Source organism: Bariatricus sp. HCP28S3_A4 (assembly GCF_052066395.1).
In the GTDB taxonomy this organism is placed as follows: domain Bacteria; phylum Bacillota; class Clostridia; order Lachnospirales; family Lachnospiraceae; genus Allocoprococcus.
The window spans coordinates 1-18020 of record NZ_JBQHSE010000031.1; the positions used below are offsets into that span (position 1 = coordinate 1).

Sequence of the window (18020 nt, forward strand, 5' to 3'; positions counted from 1 at the left end):
CAGCGCCCTGAGCCCCCGGAGGGCCTTCCGTCTTATATATTTGCAATTTTCAAGGTTCGTTTGAGCCTGTTTTTTTCGGCCCAGTTTTTCATAGATTACTTGACACTACCCCATTAATTGATCCAGAGAAAGGCCAAACACTCTGGAAATCGTAATGATCATTTCCAGATCGGGAAGATTCTTATTGTTCTCCCAGTTTGAGACGGCCTTCCTGGATACATTCAGCTTTGCCGCCATCTGCTCCTGTGTCAGTTTGGCGTCTTTCCGAATCTGTCTGATCTGTTTCCCGAAATCCATCGTTCTTCCTCCTCTCTACGTTTCAATCTTACCCTTTGGCGTACCGTTTTATCAAGTAAGCCACTCTTGCATCGCCGATTTCCGGCGCTTTCGTCACTTGCGTGGTTCCTCAATCCGTATAAATACAGCTAAACCATTCTGCCCTGAATCCTCTCCACCAACTTCTTATAATAACACTGTACTCTTTTAGCAAAATTCCTCTGCCCATCATTTCTCTTCAACTCTCTATTCCCACACAGCATATCATCGATCGGCACCTGCAGTAGTTCACTCAGCGCATAAAGATTATCGATGGTGGGCATACTGCTGCCATCCAGCCAGTGATAGACACTCTGCACACTGCCAAGTCCAAGGTATTCCTTAACATTTTTCACATTCAATCCTCTTTTTTTCATAAGAGCCTTGATTCTTCTTCCTGTTTTTACTTTATCTATTGTTGGATATGAATACAAATATGTCCCTCTTTTCATTGAACTTATCGTTTAAATGTCAAAGCAAACTTCTTTTATCTTCTCTAGATTCTTCACCGTCTCATCGTATCCATACTGATAGATCCTGTCGATTTTCTCCAGATCTTTTTCAAATGAATCAATCTGTACTTCTTTCGTCGGCCTTAAGATCACGGCTCTTCCTTCCCGCTCCAGCTTCTCGCAGTAGGCAACTGTCTCATTATACATCATGTGCCTTGTCATCAGCGGACGCACCAGTTTAGGGAACTTCTTGCGGAGCGCCTTCGCTGCCGCGACATTCGCCTTTGACAGTGTTTTTATATATCCTTTCGGCCTTGTAAGAACGATCAGCATCTTCGGATGTCCGTCCGCCTCCGCCTTGCGCACCGGAATCGGATCACAGATCCCGCCGTCATAATACTTCTTCCCATTCAGTTCAATTGCCGGGAACACGAACGGGATCGCGCAAGTTGCCTTGAGCATGCCACAGGTCTCTTCCAGATCTTTTCCATCCAGATATTCCGCTTCCCCGGTTTCGGCATTCGTAACGCCCACACGCACTTCTGTCGGATTGTTCCGGTAAGTCTCCCAATCAAACGGATAAATCTCTTTCGGTATGGTCTCATATGCATACTTCAGGCCAAACAGGCTTCTGTCCGTCAGGTAATTCCGAAGCCCCACATACCGTTTGTCATGTCGGTGATTCATCAGAATATGATAGTTTCTCTTTTTCTGCTTTGAAACATACGAAACTCCATCGGTGATCCCCGCCGAAACTCCAATTACATAATCAAAATTTACATCGTTATCCAACAGTGCATCCATGACACCGCAGGAAAATATAGGTCGGAAGGTTCCCCCTTCCAGTATCAGTGCGTTCATTTTCTGTCATTTCTCCTTCGTTATAGCCGAGCAGCTATTTCTTAGCCCCTCTGCCCTTCCTTATTTCAAGATAAATTGTCTATTCTCCACTTCTTCAACCGGGTCATACTGGTCTAGCGAACGATCCGTAATCAGATTAACTGCCAGTGAAATACACAAGACTCGCCGTCCTACTTGAACAGTATAACATTTATAAAACATAATAAAAACAAAATTTCTGTGAAATCTTTTCGGACTGACACACATATTTCCTCTGTGAAAGACATATTCTGTAACAGCCTACAGCAAAAAGGAGGTCTTTGGAAATGAATCCTGTGATTGGAATTCTGACATGTGGAATGAAGGATAAACAACATTTTGTACCAGACAGCTATGTGACTGCTATCCGGCTCTCAGGCGGACTTCCCATACTGATCCCCGCATTTCCGCCGGACTGGGATGTCACCGGTATTCTTTCACTCTGTGACGGTTTTCTTCTTCCAGGAGGCGGCGATTTCACACCACTTCTTTTCGACGAGAATCCTCTCCCGGGTATCGGAGAAACAAACCTGGAACTGGATGTATTCCAAATTCATTTCACAGAAGAAATTTTAAAATTACGAAAACCACTATTAGGTATCTGTCGTGGTATGCAGCTTATAAATCTGGCTGCCGGAGGAACCATATATCAGGATCTCTCACTCCAGCCCGGAACTCCATTTCTGCATACGCAAACCTCGCAGAACAGAAGTGATGTCAGTCATCAGGTATTTATTGAAAAAGAAAGTCTTCTGCACACGATCACAGGAGACTCTCTTTATACCAACAGTTTTCATCATCAAAGCATACATCTGACCGGAGAAAATGTGATTGCCTGCGCACATACCTCAGACGGAACGGTAGAAGCTATAGAACTTATTGGACATCCCTTCGCCGTAGGAGTACAGTGGCATCCGGAAGCCATGTTCTTCCATTCTTCGGCCATGAGGAAATTATTTTCCTGCTTTGTCCGGAAGGCGTTACAATTGGCACGTAGCCCGCAGTAAATGCTGGCTACTGTGTGAAACATAATTGGAAAACATCTAATCAGTAGATAAACCTAAAAATTCCTATAGCATTTCCTAATTCTATGTGATACAATTTCTTCAAAGCATTAAATCAGATTCTTTTATGCGTAATCATCGCATCTGAACATTCTTGAAATTTTCTAATTCATGAAATCTCGATGCTTTTATTCCCATACAACAGCAGAGAGGTTTCAAAGGAAACGGCTTTCGGTATTCTGTTTTTTGGCCTCCTGCACAATTTCAAAGGAGGTTATTATATGAACAAAACAGGAAAAAACGAGCTCCAAAACAGCTTCCAGACAGAAACGGTCCCTGCGGAAGCTGCGCAGGTGCAGCCCCATGCAAACCGCATCTATAAAGCCAGAATCTTCGAGATGTTGTTTAGTGATAAGAAAGAACTGCTTGGACTTTATTATGCAACTGGAAAGACCAATTACACAGACCCAGAACTGTTGGAAATTAACACACTGGAAAATGCAATCTATATGGCAATGCACAATGATATCTCATTTATCATTGATTCCAGATTGTCACTGTATGAGCACCAATCCACTTATAGCCCGAACCTTCCGCTTCGATATCTGATGTATATAGCAGACTTATATTCAGTTCTTACCAGGAAAGAAAATTTATACGGACATAAGGCAGTTATGATTCCTGTTCCATTTTTCGTAATATTCTACAATGGCGAAGAGCAATTGCCTGACAGGGTTCTGCTGCCACTGTCAGACTTGTTCAAAACTCCGAAGTCGTTTCTGAACAATGAGGAATATAAAGAACTATATCCTGCACTGGAATTGAAAGCTCTTCTTTTGAACATCAATCCGGGCCATAATCAGGAACTTATGAATTCTTGCAAAACGTTAAAAGATTATTCTGAATATACAGCAAGAGTAAGACAGTACGCGAAAGTAATGAATCTGGAAGATGCAATGGAACGAGCAATTACAGAGTGTATTGCAGAAGGAATTCTTTCAGATTTTCTGGAGAAAAACAGAGCGGAGGCGAAGAGTGTGAGTATTTATGAATATGATCAGGAACGGCATCTACGGCAAGAACGTGAAGAAGCCAGAGAAGAAGGTGAGAAAATCGGGAGAGAAGCTGGCATACGGGCATTCGTCATCGATCATATTGAGGAAGGCATGCCCCCCGAAAAAAGCATCTTAAAATTACAAAAGCTTTTTTCTCTGACAAACGAAGAGGCGAAAAGCTATTACGAAGAGTATTCACAGACGAATTGCTAAAAATGACGCGGAGAAAGATAAAACTCCTCTCCGCGTCATATATTTTCGCAATATTTATGATAACCGTATATCTCTAGAGGAACTTCCGAGTGAATGAATTGATATGCTTTTCATATCATTATTCCGATTTTAATGTTCCGGCATAAATCTGGCCATCTCATCGATACAGTCTTCACACTGAGGATAAACTCCCGCGTTATCAAAATATGCATGGCCAAATCCCTTATACAATACCGCCGTAGTATCCACCCCGGCATTATGCAGCTTCACCGCATACCCAAGTGTCTCCAGCTTCAGGAAATCATGTTCTCCGACCGTCACAAATGTCGGTGGATTTTTCTTCGGATCTCTCGTATATGGATTCAGATAATCATTCTTTACATCGCCCGTTCCGAGTATGGCTTCCAGCCCGTCCGTCATTCCTCCGAACATGCCGATCATTTTGGTAAGTCCTCTTTTCTGTTTCGGTGCCATCTCAAACTGATCCATGGACGGATGATAATATTCATCTTCCACCTTTGCCATGTTGAGCGTCGGATACAGAAGCATCTGTCCTCTCACCATATGCGCACCATCTTCCCAGTCTCTGGTTGTACAATACTGTGTCAGATTGCCGCCTGCGCTGTCTCCGCCTACAAAGATCCGTCTTTGCCACAAACATTTTTACGGACTCTTCTACGATGCCCGGATGACCGCCAAAGAAACCGCCTCCGTGAATGTAATAGAGGATTGATCCGTTCTTTTATTTTCTGAAGCAAATCTTCTGAATATTTTTTCATCTTACTTCGTTCCTATTCGATATTTTCCGACACGCTCATCGCAAATGACTCCACTATAATTCATTCGAAATGCAAAATCATATGTATTTCCTTCACTGTCCGTATTTCTCCTCCTTTTATGAACACTTATTCACGTTCTATTCATAATTCTTTTAAATTCTTATCACAGTTTTATCACATTTTTCCCGTATACTAATAATCAAACAAAGGCAATAACTTTTTCATATAAATTTTTTCTTTTTCATAAACGCCGATGCTCAGTTCGCTGGGCATCGGCACTCCTCATTTTATAGGGTTTTCTTTGTAAAACTCTTATTAAAAAGACATTTCATCTGTTCCACTAAAATGACCGAATCACTTCTTCCGACATAGAACGCACCACTTCAACCGCGAGCTGAACCGTCGCCTCAAAATCATAATAAGACGTAATTCCATTTGGTGAATGAATGTATCGCACCGGAACTCCCACAACGATTGCAGGGATTCCATCCATTGCGGTGTTGATGATCGCTCCGTTGTTTCCGCCTCCTTCCCGTACGGAAGCCTGAACGGCCAGGTGCTTTTCTTCTGCCAGATCCAGCACATATCTCTGATACCGCGGAGAGCAGATTACCGAGCAGTCCATAAAGCGGAGCATCGGGCCTTTCTTCAGCGCCGTCTGAATCGCATAGGGTTCTGTAAAGGTATCGTCGGCCGGACAGCCTTCAAAGCAAAGTGCGATCTGCGGCGCAACCTTGTTCACCGCAACTCTTACGCCTCTTTCTCCGACTTCTTCCTGAGAAGAAAGGACTCCGACCAGATCCACCGCCAGTTCTTCTTCTGCAAGCCTTCGCATCGACTCGATCAGCGCCGCACATCCGATTCGGCAATCAAATCCTTTGCCCATCATAATATCATGCTGCTCATCATAAGTAAATGAGACATCCGGAACTACAGGTTCGCCGATCCGTATTCCGAAATTCTCCACTGCATCCTCTTTGCTCACAGCTCCCACGTCGATCACCAGGGACTGGATATCCGTGCTTCCTCCTGCCTGACGCTCCGCCGGGGTCATAAAATGTGGTGGTTTCGATGCCACAATGCCCGGTATATATTTCCCATAACGATTGCGTACCAGTACCTTCGATGCTGGAAGTGCCTGATCGGTCCATCTTCCGAGGGTCACGAAGCGCAGTGTTCCATTCGGCTTGATGGAATGAACCATCAAGCCCACTTCATCACTGTGGGCATCCAACATCATAACCGGCTTATTTCCTGTATTTTTTCTACGATACAAATAGAGATTTCTCAGACAGTCTTCCTCAGTCTGTGCGAATTCTTCTCCGTATTTTTTTGCAGTCAGGATCACCTCATCCTCAAATCCGGATGCCCCCGCCGCATCCGTCAGCTCCTGAATCATGCGTATGGTGTTCTCGTTCTTTTCTCTTTCCATTTTCCCTTCACCTCGTAATATTTTATATATGATCATCCGTCATCCGACGGGCATATTCCAGAATCTGCTGTTCCAGCATTTCCATTTTAGCACGGGTTTCCGGATTCTTATATGTGATCCGGTGTATGATCCGTGAAATATAATCGTTCTCCAGAATGATTTCCATCGTTTCCTTATAATTGATATCATAAAAATACGCTACATAAGACACCCAGTAGTCCATGGATGTTTTTCGACTTTCTGAAAGAATGGATTTCTGTTCCTGGCAGGATCTCCAGACTTCGTCACTGATCACATCCTGCCCCGGCACATCAAGCGGTTTCTCCAGAAGTGTTTCCAGTTTTTCTTCCAGCTTCACACGGCAGTTATCCAGTTTGTCTGCATCACGGATTATTTTAGCGTGCATGAGTGTCCGCTCATCTTCTATTCCTTCCAACTGAAAATCACTGTGCCGGTCGATCGCCGTGTAAATGATGTCATCCCAAGTGTCTTCTTCAAGAAATTCCCGGATCATTCCCTGCCGGAACAAAATCTCAGCTCCGTATTTTGCATGGTTCATCATCCCCGGATCAAAACTATTGAAACGTTTTAACTGTTCAAAACGCCCGATGTCATGAAGTAATCCTATCATTTTCGCAAGATCTGTATCCTCTTCGGACAACTTCATTCTTCGCGCGATTTCACCACTGCATTCTACCACCTGATACGTATGTATGATTTTCAGATTGATCTTATCGTCCGCACGGTCATAACCGTCCAGATACTCCTCGAATTTCTGTTTTGCTCTTTCAAAATCCATCTCATCACCTCAAAAATGCAGGAGGCTTCCGGCATACATCGGATGCTGTTCCTGCATTTTACTCTTTCCTTTTATTTTAACATCAGAAGTTCCGGAATCTCTCCCAGATTCTTTACCACATAATCCGCCATTTCTGCAGTCTCTTTCGTCGGTCCGGTGAGATCCGGCACCATCACGACATGGCAGCCGGCACTCCATGCAGCACGGACACCATTCGGTGAATCCTCTGCCGCAAGACATTCCTCCGGTTTCTTTCTGATCTTCTCGCAGGCATGAAGATATACATCCGGACAGGGTTTCCCATTTTCCACCATGGAGGCGCTGATAATTTCATCAAAAAGATCCGCAAATCCGACCATCTTCAGATAGCGCACTGCCCGCGTCTCCTCTGTCGCAGTCACGACCGCAGTCTGAAAACCTCGTCTTCTCAGTTCTGTGAGCGTCTCTCTCACAAACGGCTTCGTCTCAAGTCCATATTTCTCAATATGTTTTGCCATAAGCTGCTGCCTGCGTCCCCGGATCCCGTCATAATCAAAATCCGCCCCGTACATTTCCTTTGCTTTCACTCTGGCAAATTTTGCATCCAGACTCCGAAACAGATACGCGTCCTCCAGAGACATCCTGTATCCGGCTTCGCGCATTGCCTTCTGCTTGTAGACCGTCAGGTATTTCTCCGTATCGATCAAAATCCCATCCATATCGAATAACACTGCTTTTATCATGAATTGTCCTCTTTCTTCTTGTGAGCGCTAATTCTCGTCCTTCTTCTCAACCTGTTTACAATTATCTGCGAGATAGTCCTGCACAAGATCCATCTTTGCCATCTGCTCTAAATCTTCCAGACTTCCGTAAGATTCCATAACGGATTTCAGCTCCTCAACGCTTCCGTAACCGGTCTGCTGGGCATATTCTTCGTATTTCTTATCGAGCGCTTCATCCGAAACATCGATCTTTGCTTTTTCAATCACCAGATCCATCACCATCAGCTCTTTCAGGCGTTCCTTCGCTGCTTTTGTCAGCTCTGTCTGATAGGTTTCTTCATCCATTTCCAGATACGTATCTCTGTACTCTTCGAATTCCACACCATAATAAGCCGCATTCTGTTCCATCTGGCCCTGAATGGTATCCATCATTTCCTGAAGTTCTTCCTTCGGATATTTTGTCACCTGTGCATTCTCCATCAGCGCATCCCACGCACTGCTCTTCAGCATGTTTCTGGCTGACGATTCGTTATTTTCTTCCAGAAACTCACGCACTTCCTGTTTATATTCTTCAACGGTTGAAGCGGTATCAGAAAACGTCTTCACAAGCTCATCCGTCAGCTCCGGCACATGAACTTCAGTGATTCCTTTTACCGTAACAGTAAAGACAACCGGCTTTCCTGAAAAATCCGGGTTATTCGGGTATGGGTCCGGGAATGTCAGATTCAGATCAAATGTCTCGCCGATCCCATGTCCCACAATTCCTTCTTCAAAACCATCTATAAAACTGTTGGATCCTAACGTCAGAGGAGCATCCACTGCCGAACCTCCATCAAACGGCACTCCATCCATCTTGCCTTCATAATCAATCGTAACAGTATCTCCGTCCAGCGCTGCACGGTCTGTTACTTCTGTGGATGTAGAATTTGCTTCACACATACTCTGAACATAGCTTTCCACATCTTCATCCGTTACTTCTTCCGCTTCCTGCTTCTCAACCTCCAGCCCTTTATACTGGCTGATCGTTACATAATCATTGGAAATTTTGCCGGAGCATCCGCCAAGGATCACAGCCGATACACACAGTCCTGCAACCAGCGAGGAAAATTTCTTTTTCATATTTTACACCTCATAATCTTCTTATTTGTATCTGTTCGAAATGAGACCCAAATCATCGTTGTTCCACATATCGACACACTTTTTTTTGCAGACACACACATTTTGATTATATGACAAATTTTTTAAAATGGAAAGGGATTTCATGCTAATTTAATAACTGTATTTTTGCGAATCACGAAACAGCTTGCACCCCCCGACAAATAATGTTACAATGTCATATGGATAATATGTATTAGGAGGACGGGATCATGAGCAAAGTGACAATCGTTTTACTGGTAGTTCTGGTAATTTTAATCATTGTTGTAGTTGCCTTATATTTCCTGGGCAAGAAAGCGGAAAAGAAACAGGCAGAGCAGCAGGAGATCATGGATGCTGCCGCACAACAGGTGACTATGCTGATTATCGATAAAGGTAAGATGCGCCTTAAAGATGCCGGTTTTCCTGCAGTTGTAATGGAAAGCACACCGAAATATCTTCGTCGTTCCAAAGTTCCGGTTGTTAAAGCCAAAGTCGGACCGAAGATTATGAACCTGATGTGTGACGCTGCGATCTATGACCTCATTCCGGTCAAGAAAGAGGTAAAAGCAACCGTAAGCGGCATTTACATAACAGCCGTAAGAGGACTGCGCGGACCACTTGAAGCACCAAAGAAAAAGAAAGGTTTCTTTGCACGTTTCAAGAAAGACGAGACACAAAAATAATAGCACAGAAAAATGGCGTCAATGCACTAGCATTGGCGCCATTCTTTTGATGATCTATTCTTTTCTTTCAGCACACTGTCCGCCGCTTCTTTCGGTCGGATATTCATGGATATCCGGCAGTCGGCCATAGCCTCATGATTGATGTCCAGACCATATTCCACTTCCACCTGAATCAGATCTTCCGTCACGTTGACATCCATATCACGGGTATGAATTCCTACCTGAATCTGCCCATACGGCGTGTCATAATAAGTCAAGTTCGACTTATTCTTCTCAAACACCATATGTGCATTGGTAAGGCCGCTCTTCATAATCTCGAGCGTATCATCTCCGGTAATCTTAACCTTGTTCTTGATTACTCCCGGGAGTCCTTCAACCACTTCATCATATATGACATAGTGCCTGTCGTTCTTTAAATAATAACTCGCCGGAGTAATCACTTCGATCGGTTCATTCTCTTCATCCCCGTTTTCCATGAACTCCATCTGATGGAGCCCGGAAATCGTCAATAAAACCTCTTGCGTCATACAATCTTTCCAATCACTCTATTTATAATGCGAGCTGCTGTGCGATATCGTACTGGTACTGCGGAATTCCTTTCTGCATTGCCAGTGCTTCATTAATATCGAAATCAATGTACTCGCCATGTTTATATCCTACTACTCGGTTGGTTTTGCCTTCCAGAAGAAGATCTACGGCCATCGCGCCCATGATGGAAGCATATACTCTGTCTTTTGCTGTCGGGCTTCCTCCACGCTGCATGTGTCCGAGAATCGTTGCACGGGTCTCCATACCTGTCTCCTCTTCAATTCTCTTAGCCATATTCATAGAATCTCCGATACCTTCGGCATTGATAATGATATAATGCTTCTTACCGCGCTTTCTGTTTTCCTTGATATCTGCCACGATCTTCTCTTCGTTGTAATCGTGTTCCTCCGGAAGAAGAATTCTCTCTGCACCATTGGCAATTCCGCACCATAATGCAAGGTATCCGGCGTCACGTCCCATAACCTCAATGATACTGCATCTTTCATGAGATGTAGATGTATCACGTACCTTATCGATTGCTTCCATAGCTGTATTAACAGCAGTATCAAATCCAATCGTGTATTCTGTACAGGCAATGTCAAGGTCGATCGTTCCCGGAAGTCCGATCGTATTTACACCATAATCAGAAAGCTTCTGGGCCCCTTTGAAAGAACCGTCTCCTCCAATAACTACCAGACCGTCGATTCCGTACTTCTTGCAGATCGCTGCTGCCTTCTGCTGTCCCTCAATGGTACGCATCTCTTCGCAGCGTGCTGTCTGAAGAATCGTTCCACCTCTCTGGATCGTATCCGATACATCTCTGGCACTTAAATCAATAATCTCTTCGTTGAGAAGTCCTGAATATCCTCTTCTGATTCCGCGTACCTTGAGGCCTTTTCCTAAAGCTGTCCTTACTACCGCACGGATCGCCGCATTCATTCCCGGTGCATCTCCACCGCTGGTCAACACTCCGATTGTTCTGATAATTTTTTCTGCCATGATATGTTTTCCTCCGTCTCCTTCTGTTGTAGGATTTTAAAGTATGCCAAATAATTCACATTCTCAAGCTACATTGTACTCTATTTAATACATCTTTTCAATGGGTTTTTCCACTACTTTTGCACAAGATTCTCCAAAATAATTCGTCAACCTGCTCAAGATTCCCGGCTCTATTTTAATATTCCTGTTCTTCGGAAGACGCTTTACGGCACGTTCCGCTTTGCAGTAAATGACCACCGCATCATCCCCCTCGCTGTCCGCTATCATCGCGAACAAATGCTTTTCATCAGCAAGATATGCCGCCTTATTCTCATATTGAAGCCAGAGTTCTTTCCTTGTTCTCTCAAATGGGATGATTTCCTCACAGATCAGTTTGCTGGCATTATCGTCCTCCTCGGAAACTCTTCCCTTCACAAAGACTTTGCTGTCCTCCTGGAGATACTGCTGATTTTTCTCGTAATCTCTCGGGAAAATCACGACCTCCACGGTTCCCATCAGATCCTCTATGGTGATAAATGCCATGGTCTGGTTCTTTTTTGTGTATTTGATCGTTTTCGAAGTGATCATTCCTCCGATAATCTCTTTCGCACCGTCACGCACCTTTGTCACGCCGGTCTCCTCATCCAGCTGAAAATCCTGTGTGGTAGCCGAAATATTGTTTCTCCATTTTTCTTCGTATTCCTCCAGTGGATGTCCGCTCAGGTATACGCCCAGAACTTCTTTTTCAAAAGCGAGAAGCGTCTCCTTCTGATATTCTCCCACATCCGGCAGAGTTATCTCGAATTCTTTCTTCTGCTCTTCATCAACAATATCGAACAGTGACATCTGACCGGTCATAGAATATTTCTTCTCCTGATTCACCTGATCCATAACACGGATATAGATCATCATGAGCTGCTTCCGGGTTCCTTTCAGACTGTCAAACGCACCGGACTTAATGAAATTCTCCACGGTTCGTTTGTTCACTTCTTTGTTGGAAAGCCGTTCAATGAAGTCTTTCAGATTTTTAAATTCTCCCCTCAGTTTTCTCTCTTCGATAATAGATTCGATGACCGGACGCCCAATGCTTTTAATCGCAGCCAGACCATAACGAATGTTTCCGTTATCCACTGAGAAATTACCTACTCCGCGATTAATATCCGGAGGCAGGATCTTAATTCCCATCTGCCTGCAGCTGTAAATATATTCTGCCACCTTTCCCGGATTATCGATAACGGATGTCATAAGAGCCGCCATGTATTCCACCGGATGATAATATTTCAAATAGGCCGTCTGATATGCGACAACTGCATATGCCGCCGCATGCGACTTGTTAAATGCGTACTTTGCAAAATCGATCATCTCATTGTAGATTTTATTTGCAATCTCCTCCGAAATTCCATTTGCCACGCATCCCGGAACGTTCTCTTCCGGATTGCCGTAGACAAAATTCTGGCGCTCTCTCTGCATCACATCCGCTTTTTTCTTACTCATCGCACGGCGCAGAAGGTCACTTCGCCCCAGCGTATATCCGGCCAGATCCCGCACGATCTGCATAACCTGTTCCTGATAAACGATACAGCCGTATGTAGGTTCCAGGATCGGCTCCAGCTGCGGGCAGTCATAGGTGATAAGTTCCGGGTGATTCTTTCCTTTTATATATTGCGGAATGAAATCCATCGGCCCCGGGCGGTACAGAGAGATTCCCGCGATAATATCTTCCAGACTCTGCGGCTTCAGTTCCTTCATGAAGCTCTTCATCCCCGCACTTTCCAGCTGGAAGACTCCGTCCGTCTTGCCGCTTCCCAGAAGCTCCATCACCGCCGGGTCATTGTAATCCAGCTCTTCCGGAATGATCCGCTCTCCGGTGCTCTCCTCCACCAGGTTGATCGCATCCTGAATTACAGTCAGTGTTCGCAGTCCCAGGAAATCCATTTTCAGAAGTCCCAGTTCCTCCAGCGTCGTCATGGTAAACTGCGTGATCACGGTATTGTCCGCCCCCAGCGCAAGGGGCACGAATTCGTCTACGTTTTTCTGACAGATCACAACGCCCGCTGCGTGCATGGATGTATGTCTCGGCAGACCTTCCAGGCGCTTTGACATATCAATCAGTTCCTTCACCTGTGGATTCTCGTCGTATAGTTTTTTCAGTTCCGGATTCATTTTCAGCGCCTTATCCAGCGTAATATTCAGTTCCTTTGGGACCATCTTGGAGATCGAATCCACAAACGCGTACGGAAGATCCATGACCCGTCCTACATCCCGGATCACGCCCCGGGCCTGCAACGTACCGAAGGTAACGATCTGCGCAACCTGATCTTTTCCGTATTTGCGAACGACATAATCGATGACCTCCTGTCTTCTCTCGAAACAGAAATCCACGTCAATATCCGGCATGGACACACGTTCCGGATTCAGGAAACGCTCAAAAAGAAGCTGATACCGGATGGGATCGATATTCGTGATTCCCAGAGTATACGCCACAATACTTCCGGCCGCCGATCCACGTCCCGGCCCCACCATGATTCCGTTTTCCCGCGCAAAATGAATGAAGTCCCAGACGATCAGGAAATAATCAACATATCCCATATTTTTGATGACGCCAAGTTCATAGTTCAGACGGTCCACCAGTTCCTGTCCCGGATTGCCATACCGTTTTTCCAATCCGTCAAAACATAATTTGTTCAGATATTCCCAGGAAGTGAATCCATCCGGCACATCGAACTTCGGAAGCTTCGTCACGCCGAATTCAATATCCACATGGCACCGGTCTGCAATCTTCTGTGTATTTTCCAGCGCCTGAAGTGCATAGGGAAAGAGAGATGCCATTTCCTCTTTCGATTTCACATAGTACTGACCGCCTTCATAGCGCATCCGGTCTTCGTCGGCAAGCTTCTTTCCCGTCTGCAGACACAGGAGAATATCGTGAGGCTTTTCATCCTCCGCATAAGTATAATGCACGTCGTTCGTCGCCACCAGCTCAATCCCGGTCTCCTCGGCAAGGCCAAGAAGCTGCTGATTCACGATCGACTGCTCAGGGATGCCGTGATCCTGAAGCTCCAGGAAGAAATTACCCTTTCCGAAAATCTTCTCATACCGAAGCGCTGCCTTTCGTCCTTCATCATAAAGACCTCGGAGCAGATTTTTCTGAACCTCTCCCGCAAGGCATGCACTGAGCGCGATGATTCCCTCGTGATACTGCTCCAGAACCTCATAATCCACCCTTGGCTTATAATAGTAACCCTCTGTAAATCCGCGTGAAACGATCTTCATCAGATTAGAATACCCCGTATTATTTTCGGCAAGCAGCACCAGATGATAGTATCGGTCTTCATCCCGCCCCACCGCTTCTTTATCAAAGCGGGAACCGGGAGCAACATAGACCTCGCATCCCAACACCGGATTAATCCCTGCAGCACGCGCGGCACGGTAGAATTCAATGACGCCGAACATCACGCCGTGATCTGTGATCGCGGCGGCTGTCATACCAAGTTCTTTCACTCTGTTCACATATTCTTTGATCTTATTGGAACCGTCCAGCAAACTGTATTCTGTATGGACATGTAAATGCGCGAAATTCATAATGAACCACCTGTTTTCCTTTCTTTCCCTATTATAAACAATACCGGATTTTATTACAATCAAAACAGACATCCATTTTGGGAAACATAAAAAAACCGCCGCCCCGCAGAATATGCAGGACAGCAGCCTTTTTATCACTTTTATATGATTCAATCTATGATCTATTAGCCGTTGATCATAAACGAAACCAGTTTATCGATATCTTCTTTCTCATATGCGATGATTTCCAGTTCCGGAATTTCTCCGTTAGAGAAGATATTTGCCATGGAAACATACTGAGATAATTTTGATTTCAGATTCAGTCTGTCGCCTTCTCCTGTAACAAGTTCTACCTTTCCTGAACAGCTGTCAACTACCTTAAAAAACTTTTCAATGTTCGTAATATTCTGTACCTTCATATTGCACATCTCCTTTTCTTTTTCACCATTTCTTCGCCTTACAAGTTCAATATAATCAAAAATTTAACAAATTGCAAGTGCTTTTTTTATTTTCAGCGTTTTGTGAAATATATACAATTTCACATGGTATTTTTTGTGTGTTTTTACTTTAATACAATCTTATCCGCAAGAATCTCAATCTTGCGTTCTTTATAGAGATGTCCCACTGCCCGCTTGAATGCGTTCTTGCTGATTCCGAATTCCTTCTTGATCCGCTCCGCATCCGCTTTGTCATTAAATGGAAGTTTTCCGCCGCATTCTTCGATTTTCTGAAGCACCATCAGGGCATCTTTATCCATCTGGATAAACGCCTTCTCCCGCACACTTAAGTTCAGCTTCCCATCCGGCTTCACTTCCGTCACTCTGGCAGTGATGCGCATGCCGGGCCGCAGATCCGGAGTTACCTCCCGCTTTGGAATCAATGCGGAAAACTGATCATCCACAGCAACGAACATACCGAAATTATCGCTGCTCTCATAGATGATTCCTTCCACACGGTCATCCTTCTGATAGGATGAATCTTTTCTGAGATGCTCATATACTTTCATCGTCGCGCAAAGTCTTTCACTTTTGTCAATATAAAGTGACACCAGACATTCATCCCCCGGCCTTACTTTAAATGTCTGTTCCCGGAACGGAAGGAAAAGATCTTTCTCCAGTCCCCAATCCAGAAACGCACCGAATTTCCCTACCTGCAGCACACTCAGCACCGCCAGTCCGCCCAGCATCAGCTTCGGCTCATTCGTTGTTGCAATCAGCCTGTCCGAGGAATCTTTATAAAGAAAGACCTCCACCGGATCCCCCGGTTCAATGCCGTCCGGAACCTGCTTCTTCGGAAGCAGTACCTTCTCTTTTTCACTTCCGAGATATACACCAAAATCTACCTGCTTTACTACGGTTAATACCTGCTTTTTTCCTAATTCCATTTTTCTTTATCCTTTCACAAAACAGGCTTCTTTTGTGCCCGGTTTGATTCAATTTTATATTACACTGTTCTCTTTATAATGGCAAGGCACTTCTTACCTATTCAAACTCCACCACCGCAAAAATTCCACCGTTTTCATCGCAGAGTTCTATGACTTTTCGCAGCGCTTCCACAGCCGTTCTCGGGTAAATAACATCCCCCATAACCGCTGATCTCTTATATTCCACCCGCACCTGTGATGCGCGCTCACACTCCGGCATGACTTCCAACGCCATCTGGATATACTGACAGTTATTCACATGCTCATTCGTATCGATCTGGGAACGCCGTACCGGAAACCTTTCTTTTGGAACGGTCTCTTTGGGCAACGCGATTTTCCGGGATGCGTATTCCATTTTCAGAGGTTCTTCCTCTCCATATGCAGCAATTTCCTGTTCATCCGGCCTTGCAGGGCGTCCTTTTCTGATATCCATATATACCCAGATGGAGTTGGCGTATGCCAGCACTTCGCCGTCTTTGGTACGCATGCGGAAATTACGTGTCCCGCACATTTTCTCAAATCCCGTAGGCCATGTCTCGATCTGGATCTCTTCTCCCATTTTCGGATAACGCTCCACAACGATCTGCCAGGATGACAGGATCCAGGCTTTCCCTTTTTCCTTCAGTGCTTCAATCCCTAGTCCGAGAGACTCGGAGTGGAACGTACTGCAGTCCTGAAAATAATTGACAAGCGCCGGAAGGGTCATCATCTCTGTATGATCGATCTCACTGAACCGTACTCTGCTTTCAAATCTATACATTCACATTCTCCTCTTTTACTTTCTTCTACTCTGCGACAAAACTATTTTCCAGTGTGATCACGCATTGATAGCGCTTATCAATCTCCTGCATTCTCTCGATCACACGTATCATCAGTTCATCTCCCTTTTTTTCCGAATATTCTCTCGGGACCACCAGATCAAAAATAAGATTGATCTGATCCTCACCTTTTACCATTCGGAAATCATGAATACTGCAGCGGGAGTCTAACTCTTCTACTGCTTTCTCCGTTTTCTTTCTGACTTTCAGTACTGTCTGATCTTCTGTCTCCAACGGATCCATATGTATCACAAGGAAAATGCCGAGTTCCTTTGCCGCATCCCTTTCGATCCGGTCAATGATCTCGTGGGAAACCTCAATCGACACATTATTTGGAACCTCCGCATGAATACTTGCCATGCTTCTTCCCGGTCCGTAATTATGTACGATCAAGTCGTGGCTCCCCATGATCCCGTCATATTTTTCCACAAATTTCTTGATTCTCCGATAATCTTCCGGTGTCGTTGCCTCTCCGATCAGCGGTTCCAGCGTATCTCTCGCAATTCCGATTCCTGCCCACATCACTACCAGGGAAACGCCCAGACCTACAAAGCCGTCAATGTTGATCCCCGTCACTTTCCAAAACAGGATGGAAACTACCGTAGCCGCAGTTGCAATGACATCTCCAAGAGAGTCCGCCGCCGTTGCCATCATAACCTGAGAATCGATTTTTTTGCCAAGCTTCTTATTGAACATTCCAAGCCAGAGCTTAACCAGAATGGACATTCCAAGGATCACGATAGAAACCATCTGGAAACGGAGTTCCTCCGGATGTCTGATTTTACTGATCGAGTCTTTAAAAAAAGTAAATCCCACTTCAATTACAAGAAAGGCCACGATTAACGCCGCCACATATTCGATTCTGCCATGTCCAAATGGATGATCTTCGTCTGCCGGCTTTTCTGCCATTTTCACTCCGACAAGTCCGATGATCGAAGATCCCGCGTCGGAAAGATTGTTAAATGCATCCGCCATGACAGAAACACTGTGCAGGAGCATTCCAACCATCATCTTTGCCAGGGACAACAGCACATTACAGGCAATACCCACACCGCTGGCAAGCACCCCGTAAGCTGTACGTACAGAAATATTATCCGTATCCTCATAGTTCTTTACAAACATCTTCACCAACAAATCCGTCATTATATTTTCCCCTTTCGTAAAAGGACCGTCAACCCGGTGGCTGACGGACACATTATTTCATTATTATCTTATTCATCATAAATGACCAAAGGTATACACATTTTACCACCTTTTCCTGAA

Annotated in this window: 19 protein-coding genes; 3 read left to right on the forward strand and 16 right to left on the reverse strand. The window is 44.9% G+C overall.

From position 1 onward, the window contains the following. Positions 1-105: 105 nt before the first annotated feature. The 4 genes from ACTNBF_RS13475 to ACTNBF_RS13490 all read right to left on the reverse strand — a co-directional run bounded on the left by ACTNBF_RS13475 (position 106) and on the right by ACTNBF_RS13490 (position 1829). Positions 106-297, reverse strand: a complete 192-nt coding sequence (locus ACTNBF_RS13475) for a helix-turn-helix domain-containing protein (RefSeq protein ID WP_441089449.1) — start codon at positions 295-297, stop codon at positions 106-108. Positions 298-425: 128 nt separating this feature from the next. After that, on the reverse strand, positions 426-749 hold the full coding sequence (locus ACTNBF_RS13480; RefSeq protein WP_427819598.1) for a helix-turn-helix domain-containing protein: 324 nt from the start codon (positions 747-749) through the stop codon (positions 426-428). A gap of 30 nt (positions 750-779) precedes the next feature. Then, the gene (locus ACTNBF_RS13485; protein ID WP_427807606.1) at positions 780-1628 is read right to left on the reverse strand and encodes a patatin-like phospholipase family protein; all 849 of its coding nucleotides are present in this window, start codon (positions 1626-1628) and stop codon (positions 780-782) included. Between the two features lie 60 nt (positions 1629-1688). Further along, entirely contained in the window at positions 1689-1829 is a 141-nt protein-coding gene (locus tag ACTNBF_RS13490; protein WP_427807607.1) for a hypothetical protein, read from the reverse strand. A gap of 104 nt (positions 1830-1933) precedes the next feature. Between ACTNBF_RS13490 and ACTNBF_RS13495 the strand changes: the two genes are divergently transcribed. Both ACTNBF_RS13495 and ACTNBF_RS13500 read left to right on the forward strand, forming a co-directional pair. Then, complete coding sequence (locus tag ACTNBF_RS13495) at positions 1934-2653, forward strand: gamma-glutamyl-gamma-aminobutyrate hydrolase family protein (protein WP_427819597.1); 720 nt, start codon at positions 1934-1936, stop codon at positions 2651-2653. Between the two features lie 395 nt (positions 2654-3048). Further along, complete coding sequence (locus ACTNBF_RS13500; RefSeq protein ID WP_441089457.1) at positions 3049-3918, forward strand: hypothetical protein; 870 nt, start codon at positions 3049-3051, stop codon at positions 3916-3918. Positions 3919-4047: 129 nt separating this feature from the next. Here ACTNBF_RS13500 and ACTNBF_RS13505 read toward each other — a convergent pair whose 3' ends face one another. The 5 genes from ACTNBF_RS13505 to tig all read right to left on the reverse strand — a co-directional run bounded on the left by ACTNBF_RS13505 (position 4048) and on the right by tig (position 8748). Next, positions 4048-4575, reverse strand: coding sequence for an alpha/beta hydrolase fold domain-containing protein (locus tag ACTNBF_RS13505; protein WP_427819596.1), 528 nt, complete (start codon positions 4573-4575; stop codon positions 4048-4050). A 462-nt stretch (positions 4576-5037) separates the two neighbouring features. Further along, on the reverse strand, positions 5038-6129 hold the full coding sequence (locus ACTNBF_RS13510) for a M42 family metallopeptidase (RefSeq protein ID WP_441089450.1): 1092 nt from the start codon (positions 6127-6129) through the stop codon (positions 5038-5040). Between the two features lie 22 nt (positions 6130-6151). Then, a complete protein-coding gene (locus ACTNBF_RS13515) occupies positions 6152-6928 on the reverse strand; it encodes an HD domain-containing protein (RefSeq protein ID WP_441089451.1) in 777 nt (258 codons plus the stop codon). A gap of 71 nt (positions 6929-6999) precedes the next feature. Then, positions 7000-7650 (reverse strand): HAD family hydrolase, encoded by a 651-nt coding sequence (locus ACTNBF_RS13520; RefSeq protein ID WP_427819593.1) that lies wholly within the window; start codon positions 7648-7650, stop codon positions 7000-7002. A gap of 27 nt (positions 7651-7677) precedes the next feature. Beyond that, on the reverse strand, positions 7678-8748 hold the full coding sequence (gene tig, locus ACTNBF_RS13525) for a trigger factor (RefSeq protein ID WP_441089452.1): 1071 nt from the start codon (positions 8746-8748) through the stop codon (positions 7678-7680). A gap of 248 nt (positions 8749-8996) precedes the next feature. On the opposite strand from tig, the gene ACTNBF_RS13530 reads away from it, so the two are divergent. Continuing rightward, complete coding sequence (locus ACTNBF_RS13530; RefSeq protein WP_427819591.1) at positions 8997-9449, forward strand: hypothetical protein; 453 nt, start codon at positions 8997-8999, stop codon at positions 9447-9449. Between the two features lie 26 nt (positions 9450-9475). On the opposite strand, the gene ACTNBF_RS13535 is transcribed toward ACTNBF_RS13530, so the two are convergent. The 7 genes from ACTNBF_RS13535 to ACTNBF_RS13565 form a co-directional block, all read right to left on the reverse strand. Further along, positions 9476-9976 carry a DUF1934 domain-containing protein gene (locus tag ACTNBF_RS13535; protein WP_427819590.1) on the reverse strand — a complete coding sequence of 167 codons (501 nt, stop codon included), beginning with the start codon at positions 9974-9976 and terminating at the stop codon, positions 9476-9478. 22 nt (positions 9977-9998) lie between these two features. Continuing rightward, complete coding sequence (gene pfkA / locus ACTNBF_RS13540) at positions 9999-10976, reverse strand: 6-phosphofructokinase (RefSeq protein WP_427819589.1); 978 nt, start codon at positions 10974-10976, stop codon at positions 9999-10001. A gap of 84 nt (positions 10977-11060) precedes the next feature. Then, entirely contained in the window at positions 11061-14537 is a 3477-nt protein-coding gene (locus tag ACTNBF_RS13545) for a DNA polymerase III subunit alpha (RefSeq protein WP_441026812.1), read from the reverse strand. Between the two features lie 164 nt (positions 14538-14701). Further along, positions 14702-14935: a polya polymerase gene (locus ACTNBF_RS13550; protein WP_427807627.1), complete on the reverse strand. Its 234-nt coding sequence runs from the start codon at positions 14933-14935 to the stop codon at positions 14702-14704. Positions 14936-15078: 143 nt separating this feature from the next. After that, a complete protein-coding gene (locus tag ACTNBF_RS13555) occupies positions 15079-15900 on the reverse strand; it encodes a CvfB family protein (RefSeq protein WP_441026810.1) in 822 nt (273 codons plus the stop codon). Positions 15901-15997: 97 nt separating this feature from the next. Beyond that, complete coding sequence (locus tag ACTNBF_RS13560; RefSeq protein WP_427807631.1) at positions 15998-16699, reverse strand: acyl-[acyl-carrier-protein] thioesterase; 702 nt, start codon at positions 16697-16699, stop codon at positions 15998-16000. Positions 16700-16724: 25 nt separating this feature from the next. Continuing rightward, positions 16725-17900 (reverse strand): cation diffusion facilitator family transporter, encoded by a 1176-nt coding sequence (locus tag ACTNBF_RS13565; RefSeq protein ID WP_427807633.1) that lies wholly within the window; start codon positions 17898-17900, stop codon positions 16725-16727. Positions 17901-18020: the final 120 nt, after the last annotated feature.

Excerpts from the sequence above, each read along its gene's own strand:
- ACTNBF_RS13490 (WP_427807607.1), bottom strand. The coding sequence starts at position 1,829 with ATGTTTTATAAATGTTATACTGTTCAAGTAGGACGGCGAGTCTTGTGT.
- ACTNBF_RS13550 (WP_427807627.1), bottom strand. The coding sequence starts at position 14,935 with ATGAAGGTACAGAATATTACGAACATTGAAAAGTTTTTTAAGGTAGTT.
- ACTNBF_RS13545 (WP_441026812.1), bottom strand. The coding sequence starts at position 14,537 with ATGAATTTCGCGCATTTACATGTCCATACAGAATACAGTTTGCTGGAC.
- ACTNBF_RS13520 (WP_427819593.1), bottom strand. The coding sequence starts at position 7,650 with ATGATAAAAGCAGTGTTATTCGATATGGATGGGATTTTGATCGATACG.
- ACTNBF_RS13500 (WP_441089457.1), top strand. The coding sequence starts at position 3,049 with ATGTTGTTTAGTGATAAGAAAGAACTGCTTGGACTTTATTATGCAACT.
- ACTNBF_RS13510 (WP_441089450.1), bottom strand. The coding sequence starts at position 6,129 with ATGGAAAGAGAAAAGAACGAGAACACCATACGCATGATTCAGGAGCTG.
- tig (WP_441089452.1), bottom strand. The coding sequence starts at position 8,748 with ATGAAAAAGAAATTTTCCTCGCTGGTTGCAGGACTGTGTGTATCGGCT.
- ACTNBF_RS13495 (WP_427819597.1), top strand. The coding sequence starts at position 1,934 with ATGAATCCTGTGATTGGAATTCTGACATGTGGAATGAAGGATAAACAA.
- ACTNBF_RS13560 (WP_427807631.1), bottom strand. The coding sequence starts at position 16,699 with ATGTATAGATTTGAAAGCAGAGTACGGTTCAGTGAGATCGATCATACA.
- ACTNBF_RS13565 (WP_427807633.1), bottom strand. The coding sequence starts at position 17,900 with ATGACGGATTTGTTGGTGAAGATGTTTGTAAAGAACTATGAGGATACG.
- ACTNBF_RS13555 (WP_441026810.1), bottom strand. The coding sequence starts at position 15,900 with ATGGAATTAGGAAAAAAGCAGGTATTAACCGTAGTAAAGCAGGTAGAT.
- pfkA (WP_427819589.1), bottom strand. The coding sequence starts at position 10,976 with ATGGCAGAAAAAATTATCAGAACAATCGGAGTGTTGACCAGCGGTGGA.
- ACTNBF_RS13535 (WP_427819590.1), bottom strand. The coding sequence starts at position 9,976 with ATGACGCAAGAGGTTTTATTGACGATTTCCGGGCTCCATCAGATGGAG.
- ACTNBF_RS13530 (WP_427819591.1), top strand. The coding sequence starts at position 8,997 with ATGAGCAAAGTGACAATCGTTTTACTGGTAGTTCTGGTAATTTTAATC.
- ACTNBF_RS13485 (WP_427807606.1), bottom strand. The coding sequence starts at position 1,628 with ATGAACGCACTGATACTGGAAGGGGGAACCTTCCGACCTATATTTTCC.
- ACTNBF_RS13515 (WP_441089451.1), bottom strand. The coding sequence starts at position 6,928 with ATGGATTTTGAAAGAGCAAAACAGAAATTCGAGGAGTATCTGGACGGT.
- ACTNBF_RS13475 (WP_441089449.1), bottom strand. The coding sequence starts at position 297 with ATGGATTTCGGGAAACAGATCAGACAGATTCGGAAAGACGCCAAACTG.